Annotated in this window: 7 protein-coding genes; 5 read left to right on the top strand and 2 right to left on the bottom strand. The window is 65.9% G+C overall.

What is annotated here, in order from left to right:
* The 5 genes from MKK82_RS09130 to MKK82_RS09110 all read left to right on the top strand — a co-directional run.
* The coding region (locus tag MKK82_RS09130; RefSeq protein WP_243985397.1) for a Na(+)/H(+) antiporter subunit B at window positions 1–273 on the top strand (273 nt) is incomplete at its 5' end.
* On the top strand, window positions 270–1,046 hold the full coding sequence (locus MKK82_RS09125; RefSeq protein ID WP_238290006.1) for an MnhB domain-containing protein: 777 nt from the start codon (window positions 270–272) through the stop codon (window positions 1,044–1,046). The genes MKK82_RS09130 and MKK82_RS09125, both read left to right, overlap by 4 nt.
* Window positions 1,047–1,048: 2 nt before the next feature.
* Entirely contained in the window at window positions 1,049–1,450 is a 402-nt protein-coding gene (locus MKK82_RS09120) for a sodium:proton antiporter (RefSeq protein ID WP_238290057.1), read from the top strand.
* Window positions 1,447–3,201: a complex I subunit 5 family protein gene (locus MKK82_RS09115; RefSeq protein ID WP_238290007.1), complete on the top strand. Its 1,755-nt coding sequence runs from the start codon at window positions 1,447–1,449 to the stop codon at window positions 3,199–3,201. The genes MKK82_RS09120 and MKK82_RS09115 overlap by 4 nt, the downstream gene beginning before the upstream one ends.
* A gap of 556 nt (window positions 3,202–3,757) precedes the next feature.
* The gene (locus MKK82_RS09110) at window positions 3,758–4,366 is read left to right on the top strand and encodes a 2-hydroxychromene-2-carboxylate isomerase (RefSeq protein WP_238290008.1); all 609 of its coding nucleotides are present in this window, start codon (window positions 3,758–3,760) and stop codon (window positions 4,364–4,366) included.
* 499 nt (window positions 4,367–4,865) lie between these two features.
* Here MKK82_RS09110 and MKK82_RS09105 read toward each other — a convergent pair whose 3' ends face one another.
* Together MKK82_RS09105 and MKK82_RS09100 are read right to left on the bottom strand one after the other, a co-directional pair.
* Window positions 4,866–5,552, bottom strand: coding sequence for a zinc metallopeptidase (locus MKK82_RS09105; RefSeq protein WP_243985396.1), 687 nt, complete (start codon window positions 5,550–5,552; stop codon window positions 4,866–4,868).
* A gap of 645 nt (window positions 5,553–6,197) precedes the next feature.
* Window positions 6,198–8,297 (bottom strand): TonB-dependent receptor, encoded by a 2,100-nt coding sequence (locus tag MKK82_RS09100; RefSeq protein ID WP_243985395.1) that lies wholly within the window; start codon window positions 8,295–8,297, stop codon window positions 6,198–6,200.
* Window positions 8,298–8,453: the final 156 nt, after the last annotated feature.

The following is an 8,453-nucleotide window of genomic DNA, read 5'->3' as shown; positions in this document are numbered from 1 at the left end:
GCTCGGCATGAGGATGCCGCGATGACGCTCATCCTGCCGCTGCTGTTTCTGCTCACCGCCGTGTCGGGCACCGCCGTGGTGCTGGTGCGCGACCCAGCCCGTCAGATCTTCGCCATCGCGGTCAACGGCCTCGTGCTGGCGATCCTGTTCGACGCCCTTCAGGCCCCCGACGTCGCCCTGTCGGAACTGGCCGTCGGAGCGGCGGCCGTACCGCTTCTCTTCCTCGTGGCGCTGATGGCGGTTCGGACCCGACCGCCCGAGGAGAAGTCGTGAGCCCCCGCGCCCGGATCGCGCTGCTGGTCCTGGCAGGGCTCGTCCTGCTTCCCGGCACGGGGGCGGTCATCGCCGGTTTGCCACCCTTCGGATCGACGATTGCCCAGTACGGCGAACGCATCAACGCGATCACCCCGCAGGTGCGGCACGTCGCCAACATGGTCAGCGCGATCAACTTCGACCTGCGCGGCCTCGATACCCTCGGCGAGGAGTTCATGCTGCTTGCCGCCATCACCGGCACGGTGGTGCTGCTGCGCGGCCGACGCGGCGAGGGCAACACCGAGCGCGCCATGCGCCGGCCTGGCCGCGCCGTGATCCCCCGCTCCGACACAGTGGTGCTCGTCTGCCGGATCGCCGGCCCGCTCACCGCCCTGTTCGGGCTGTATGTGGTGCTGCACGCCACCGTAACGCCCGGCGGCGGCTTCCAGGGCGGCGTGATCCTCGCGTCCGCAACCCTGCTGATCTACCTCGGCGAGGGCTATGCCGGCTGGCGCGATACCGTGCGCAGTCACTGGCTGGATGCCATGGAGGGCGGCGGCGCGCTGCTCTTCACCCTGTGCGGGCTGGCGCCGATGCTGACCGGCGCCGCCTTCATGCAGAACGTATTGCCGCTCGGCACCTTCCGGGACGTGTTCTCGGGCGGCCTGATGCTCGTCGAGAATCTCGGCGTCGCCCTGGCGGTGACGGGCGGCTTCACGCAGCTCTTCCTGGAATTCATGGAGGAGACCCGCGCGGCCGACGAGCCCGACGAGCCCGGGGAGGAATCGGCGTGAGCATGCTGCCCTACGCGGTCGCCGCGTGGCTCTTCGGGATCGGACTCTACGGCATCGCCACGAGTCGCAACTTCATCCATCTCGTCGGCTGCCTCGGCGTCTGCCAGTCGGCGACCTACGTGCTCCTGCTCGGCCTCGGCTATCGCTGGGGCAGCATCGCGCCGATCTTCTACGATCATCCGCCCGGCACGCCCGCCGTCGATCCGGTGATGCAGGCACTGGTGCTCACCGACATCGTAGTCGGCGCGACGCTCACAGCCCTCCTCCTCGTGCTGACGATTCAGGCCTACAAGCGCGGTGGCAGCCTCGATCCGGAGAAGCTCCGGCCGATGCGCGCGGGGGGCAAGTCCGGCCGCGATCCGGGACCGAGTCGGGTGAGCGATGCGGAGCGGAGCGTCTCGTGACCGCTTTCCCGGCCGCCCTGCTACCCCTGCCCGTCGCGATCCCGCTCGTCGTCTGCGCGGCGATGCTGGCGACCGCCCATCTGCTGCCCGGCCGTCTCCCCGACATACTGGCAACGCTCACGGCGCTCTCCGTCGCGATCCTGTGCGCCGTCATCGCCGCGCGAGCCGCCGATAGCCCCCTGGTCTATTGGTTCGGCGGCTGGGAGCCGAGGGACGGCGTCCATCTCGGGATCGGCTTCTCGGTGGACGAAGCCAGCGGGTGGATCGCGGCCTTCATCGGCCTTCTGTACGCGCTGACCTTCCTGTTCGCCTGGGGGTTCTTCGATCGCACCCACGGGCACTTCCACATCCTGATGCTGCTGTTCCTGGCCGCCATGGTCGGCTTTTGTTTCACCCGCGACATGTTCAACCTGTTCGTGTGGTTCGAAGTGATGAGCGTCGCCGCCTTCGCGCTCACGGCCTACCACTTGGAGGAGTCGGCCCTGGCGGGCGCCATCAACTTCACCGTGATCAACAGTCTCGCGGGCTTCCTGATGCTCGGCGGGATCGGATTGATCTACGCGCAGACCGGCACCCTCGATTTCGAAGGCATCGCGGCCGCTGTGGCGAGGGGGGGGCGCGACCCGGTGGTGGCCGGCGCCTTCTGCCTCGCGGCAACTGCCTTGATGATCAAGGGCGCGATCGTGCCGTTCCAGTTCTGGCTCGCCGATGCCCATTCGGTGGCGCCGAGCCCGGTATCAGTGATCTTCTCCGGCTCGATGGTCTCGCTCGGGCTGTTCGGCCTCGCGAAGGTGAGCGCCGTGGTCTTCGCGGGTTCCGATCAGGTTCAGCGCACGTTGCCCGTGCTCCTCATCGGGATGGGCAGCTTCACCGCCCTGCTCGGCGGCTGGATGGCTCTGCTGCAGCGCCACCTCAAGCGGATGCTGGCCTTCTCCACGATCTCGCATGCCGGGATCATGCTCACCGGAATCGGTGCCCTGTCGGCGGGCGGCACGGGCGGGATGCTGATCTACGTGGTCGGCCACGGGCTGGTGAAGGGGGCCCTGTTCATGATCGCAGGCATCCTGTTGGCCACGCGGGCCAGCATCGACGAGATCGCTTTGCGCGGCCTCGGACGGGGCCTCGGCCCGGCCGGGATTGCGATGGCGCTCGCCGGGCTGCTGCTCTGCGGCCTGCCGATCGGGGTGCTCGACCAGGGGACGCGACTCGTCCAGGGGGCATTGACGCAGCAGGGCCACGGCTTCGCGGTCGCGGCCGGCGCCATCGGCGCGGCATTGACCGGGGCCGCAGTCCTTCGGGCATCGGGCCGCATCTTCCTCGGGCTCGGGCCGGATCCAGGCGACGAAGCCGGAGCGCCGAGTCAGGACGAGCGCGAGAAGGCCAATCGACCGCTCTGGCTGATGCTCGCACCCTGCTGCGTGCTGCTTGCCCTCGATGCCGGACTGCCGGCGAGCCTGATCGAGCACGGCATCCCGCGGGCGGCATCGGCCTTCATGCACCGCCCGGCGGTCGGCGCCTTCGCCGAGGGACCGGCTTGGCTGCCCTGGGCGTCGGTAGCGGCGGCGCTGGTGGGCGCCGGCTACGGTCTTTTCCGCAAGAGGCTGCCGGCAGCAGTGGTCCGGCCAGTCAGCGTCACCCAATCGGCGCCGACGCGGGCCCTGGAACTCCTGCACAGCGGGCTCATCGGCGATTACGCGGCATGGCTGGCTGTCGGTGTGGCGGCGATCGCCGCTGTGCTGACGCTGGTTTGAGGCGCGAACGTCGGGCAGCCCCATGGATGCGTGCCGAGAGCGCGGTGCCGTGCCGTCAGATCGGCCGTCAGAGGCAATCTAAGATATCCCGTCATAGACGCACCAGTCCCGGGTCGTCGCGGATCGGGATGCAGGACGGGGAGATCGACCCGGATCGCGGCCGGCCCATCCCAGAGCACGATCGCGCGCTGGGTCAGGACCAACGGCTCTTCCACAGCTTGGGTCACGAACAGGGCTGTGAACCGTGTCGCCTGCCACAGGCGCAGGATCCCGGCCTGCATCGCCTGGCGGCTCAAGGCATCGAGCTTGCCGAGCCTGGGCTCGATCCGTGCCGCCCACCCGCGGCTAATCGGAGACGGTAGGGCCGGTGTCCAAGCTGCTTCCTCTGCGCTTGCCAGGCGGGTGCTCCGATCAGCGGGGTGGAGCAGAGCATTGCCCTACCCAATGATCACGATCGAGCCCGCGAGGCGTGGCGCTAGCCGTCCGCACCAGGCTAAGCGTACACGAGGCGGCGACGCGGGACCGCTGCATTAGTCGTAGGTCGATGGGAGGACCGATGAGCTGCCAGGCGGACTATTACGTCTCATTGAATTCGCCCTGGACCCACCTCGGCGGGGCGCGCCTGATGGGTGTCGCCAAGCGATACGGTGCGAGCGTACGGATCTATCCCATCGACACGGGCGAGGTTTTTCCGGCCTCCGGCGGGCTCCCCCTGCACAAACGCTCGCCCCAGCGGCAAGCCTATCGCCTTCAGGATCTGGCGCGCTGGCGCGATGTCCTTGGCATCCCGATCAACCTGAAGCCAAAGCATTTTCCCGCCAATGAGGCCACCGCCGCTCATTGTGTCCTCGTGGTGCGCGAGACGATCGGCGATCCTCGGGCCATCGACTTGGCGCATCGCATCCTGAAGGCGCTCTGGGAGGAGGAAGCCGACACCGGCGACCGGGAAACGCTCGTGCGCCTCATCAGCGAGATCGGGTTGGACGGGACGTCAATCCTTGAACGCGCGGGTGAGCCACGATGGGCTGCACTGCGCTCGAAGGAGACGCAGGCCGCAATCGACCGCGGGGTGTTCGGTGTCCCCACCTATGCGGTAGGCGAGACCATCTTCTGGGGCCAAGACCGGCTGGACTTCCTTGAGCGCCAAATGGCGGTCGACCGCTGAGATGGATCGGTGCGGAGCGCCGCCGTGACCACGGGGACGATGGAGGGAGACGCCTCTCCCACCCGGCGGCTCATCGCGCTCGCCTGTCGACGATGATCACGGCAGGACACCACTCGACGATTTGGTGGATGACTTCGGAGCCAACCGTCCTCGGTCCGGGGCCCGTGCCGGTTTCCGGGGCGGGACCGGCAGGTCACCACTCTACGGAAGGTCGTTCACGGGAGCATCGGTGGGAAAACGCCTTTATCGGTCGCCGGTGACTGTGGTCGGGGCGCGGTCTCGGGTGATTCTTCTCGGTCGCCGACGGGTCGGAACGACCGGCTATCTAATGCCGTGCGCAGGATCGGTGGTGAACGGCCGCTCGGGGTAGATCCATGCCGGTCTGCTTCAAAGCTCCACTTGCAGCACGCACCACGCAGCTGTTCGGCAGGAGCTGGCTGATAGGTCATTATCCACTTGCCGCCGAGTGGAGCGTGAATTCAGATGCACCGCCCATCTCTTAGAACGGGAGCAATCGGCGAAAGCGGGCGATGTTCACGAGCGAGACGAGGGACGAGGCGACGTAGGTGAGCGCTGCGGCGCGCAGTACGGTGCGGGCACCAAGCATATCGGCAGCGTCGAGGAAGCGACCCGCTTCCAGGATGGGCAGGGCCCGGCGGAAGCTCGCGTCGAGTTCCACGGGCAGCGTCACGAGGTGGAACGCGAAGCGAACACCGAGGAGCGCGATGCCGATACCCACCTGCAGGGCGAGCAGGACAGGCGACTTGACCACGGCGAGCATCAAGGGCGCGGTTGCCATCACGACCGCCGCTGCATACTCGAAGCCCTGTACAACTGGAGCGAATGTCACCCGCGCCGCCAGGAGCCGGTCCCCCGCCGCGTGCTGAAGCGCATGGGAGACCTCATGCGCCGCGACTGCGACCGCCGTGATCGAGCGGCCATTATGGTTCTCCGGCGACAGGCGCACGACGTCCGCGACTGAGTCGTAGTGGTCGGCTGGCGCGATCTCGACGGGAACGTGCTCGAGCTGCGCTAGGTCGAGCAGATGGCGGGCGAGCTCGCCTCCGGTTCCAGGCAGGTCTGGCCGCTCGGTGGCATGTTGCTGCATCGCCCGGCGCACCCACCACTGGGGGCCGAACACGAGGCCGAACAGGAGGGCGACGGCGAGCGCCAGGAGGACGGGCATGCCGGATATGTAGGCGCCCGGCCGAGTCGGTGAAAGCGTGGTGCTTTACTCTGCCTCCGGCACCTTTCCGAAAGGGCCGGGAGAAGGCTGACGTGCGGATTGGCGGGCGAATGAGGCGTTCGCGCGACGGCTATCGCAGCGTGTTACCGTTGTGATCCGGAGCCTGCCGGCACGACGTCAGGAGATGGCCGGTCCCGCATGGATCGGGGCCGAGCGGCACGGACAGTGCCGAGGCGACGCGCAAGGAGGAAACTATTCGCGCCGACACTGACGCGGCGACATCGTTACGCCGACGACCGATACGAGGTGTTGCGACATCCGCCGGGCCGCGCGGACGAGCCTCAGCTCGTTCTGGAGTGACAACGATCGTGCAAATGGCTTTGGGCGTCGACCCGCCTACGATAGGCCGACTTATTTCGACGCTCGAATCGAGCGAACTGCTGTCCGAGTACAGCCGGAAGGAACGTCGTCTGACAGTGACAGCGCAGATGTTCTCGTGCGGCAAAACTGGGTCGCTGGAGGACTGTCCGCTCCCAAATGTCAGTTGCATCGGACTGGACGTCGCCGCACCGTCAAACGATGAACCTTCGCATGCGTTCGACGATTTTGCGTGCCTGCAGCCTTAACACCAGAGAGCGGCCGCGCTCAGAACCGAGCGATGATCTGTGCTCTGATCGTCCGCGGAGCGCCCGGCGTGATGTTGTTGTTGTTGTCCGCTGTGGAGATGTAACGCCTGTCGAACAGGTTCTCGATGTTGATCTGCGCACGGACGGATTCGCTGATGTTGTAAAACAATCCGAGGTCGATCCGTGTGTATCCCGGTAGACGCACTGTATTGTCCGACGCTGCGAAAGTGTGTGAGTAGGTCAGGATGCCGACGCCGATGGCAAATTCGCGCGTCACGTCGAACTTGTTCCACAAAGTGAAGGCGTTGAACGGGACCAGGCCGACCGTGTTGCCGGCCACGATCACGGCTGAGGTCGCGCTCGCGATGCGCGCATCCGTGAAGGCGTAGCCGCCCGCGATCTGCCACCAATCCGTGAGGTACCCGTTCGCGCCGACCTCGAAGCCCTGCGTGTTGGTCTTGCCCGACAGGATGAAGAAGCCGGGGTTGTTCGGATCGGCCAAACGCTGGTTGTAACGATCCAGATTGTAGGCCGCAGCAGTGAGCTGAAAGCGCGGATTGACGTCGTACTTGATACCGACCTCGGTATTCTCAAATTGCTCCGGCTTGGCGATGACCAAGCCCGGCGTGAAGTTCCCGATCTGGTCGCCGGAGGAGGGCAGATAGGACACGCTGTAGCTGGTATAGAGCGCGAGATTAGGCAGCGGCTTCAACACCAGGCCGGCGCGCGGCGAAATCGGATCATCCACGCGGTTGTTGGTCAGCAGCGTGCGCCGGTCCGTGGACGCGAAATCGAAATGATCGTAGCGCAGGCCGCCGACGATCTGCAGCCAGTCGGTGATATCGATCTGGTCTTGGGCGTAGACAGCCGCGAGGCCGAGGCTGTAGCGCGCGTTGGAATCCGTCGTGCCGTTGTTGCGCAGAACTGTGGGCGCGAAGGTCAGCGGGCGAAGCGGGTTGACCACGACGCTAGTCGCGAGGGTGTTCCCGAAGGACAGGGACTGCCGATAGGCCAGCCCCTCCTGGTAGCCGAGCTCGAACCCGCCGAGAAGAGTGTGCTTGATGCCGCCGGTCAGGAATTTGTAAGTAAAGTCGTTCTGGTTGAAGTAGTTCGTCCGCGGCGTGTCGTTGCGGTACCCGGTGATCGTCACGGCGGTCCCCGTCGCGTTCACGGTGCTGCCCGGAAGCGTGTTGACGTAATACCGGTCGTAGTCGGCGAATCGCAGCTGGCTGTGCAGCTCGACCCCTGAGTCGAACTGGTGATCGAGCTGCACGGTGGCGATGTTGGCATCGACCTTGGTGAAATTCACATTCGGATTGCCAAAGAAGGTCCGGATGTTGTCACGGTACCGGTAAGGGCGGCCGAACTGAGAGGGAATGCCCCGATCGGGGAAGCGCTGATCGTGGAAGTACTCGTATGAGAGCTTCAGCGTCGTCTGCGGGCCAATGAGGAACGTGGCGGTCGGATTGACGCCGTAGCGGGTCAGGTCGCCGAACTGGCGGTAGGTCCCCGAATCCTCGAACACGCCGTTCAGGCGGAAGAAGACGCTGTCGCTGATCCGATCGCCGACATCGACGGCCACGCGCTTGTCGCCGAACTGGCCGCCGCCGGCCACGATCTCCCTGACACGGTAGCCGTCCGCCTCTTTGAGGACACGGTTGATGACGCCACCCCCGCCGCCGCGGCCGAAGATGAGGGAGTCCGGCCCCTTCAGGACCTCGATCCGCTGGATGTTGTACAAATCGCGGAAGTATTGAACGTCGTCACGGATGCCGTTGACGTAGAAATCCGCGCTGGTGTTCTGGCCACGGATCAGCACCTGATCGCGATTGCTCTCACCCTGCGCGGGGATCAGACCCGGCACGAACCGCAGCTGCTCGGTCAGGTTCTGATAATTCTGATCCAGGAATTGCTCCCGCGGGACGATAGTGATGGATTGCGGGATGTCGATGACCGGGGTGCTCGTCTTCGTCGCGCTGCGCGTCTGCTTGGTCAAATACCCGATGGTGACGCCGCCCTGCGGTTCCAAGCGCTCGCCTGTACTCTCGACGGTGAGTTGGTCCAGCGTTACGGCCTCGGCAAGTTCGGCCGGAGCGACGTCCCGCTGTGCATGCGCCACCGTGGCAGATACGGTGCTAGAGCGTTTTCGGTTTGAGCTGAATCGGACAGTTGGGGTTCACGCGAGGCTGTTGGGCTGATTCAGTGCGCGCTCCAGATGAGGAGCAGGGCATGGGCCGACCCTACAGCCAGGATCTGCGTGAGCGGGTAGTGGACG

This window comes from Methylobacterium sp. E-046, assembly GCF_022829625.1.
In the GTDB taxonomy this organism is placed as follows: Bacteria; Pseudomonadota; Alphaproteobacteria; order Rhizobiales; family Beijerinckiaceae; genus Methylobacterium; species Methylobacterium longum.
Note: the sequence above shows the minus strand (reverse complement) of the source record. Positions and strands in the feature narration are given on the sequence as shown.

Excerpts from the sequence above, each read along its gene's own strand:
- MKK82_RS09120 (WP_238290057.1), top strand. The coding sequence starts at position 1,049 with ATGCTGCCCTACGCGGTCGCCGCGTGGCTCTTCGGGATCGGACTCTAC.
- MKK82_RS09110 (WP_238290008.1), top strand. The coding sequence starts at position 3,758 with ATGAGCTGCCAGGCGGACTATTACGTCTCATTGAATTCGCCCTGGACC.
- MKK82_RS09105 (WP_243985396.1), bottom strand. The coding sequence starts at position 5,552 with ATGCCCGTCCTCCTGGCGCTCGCCGTCGCCCTCCTGTTCGGCCTCGTG.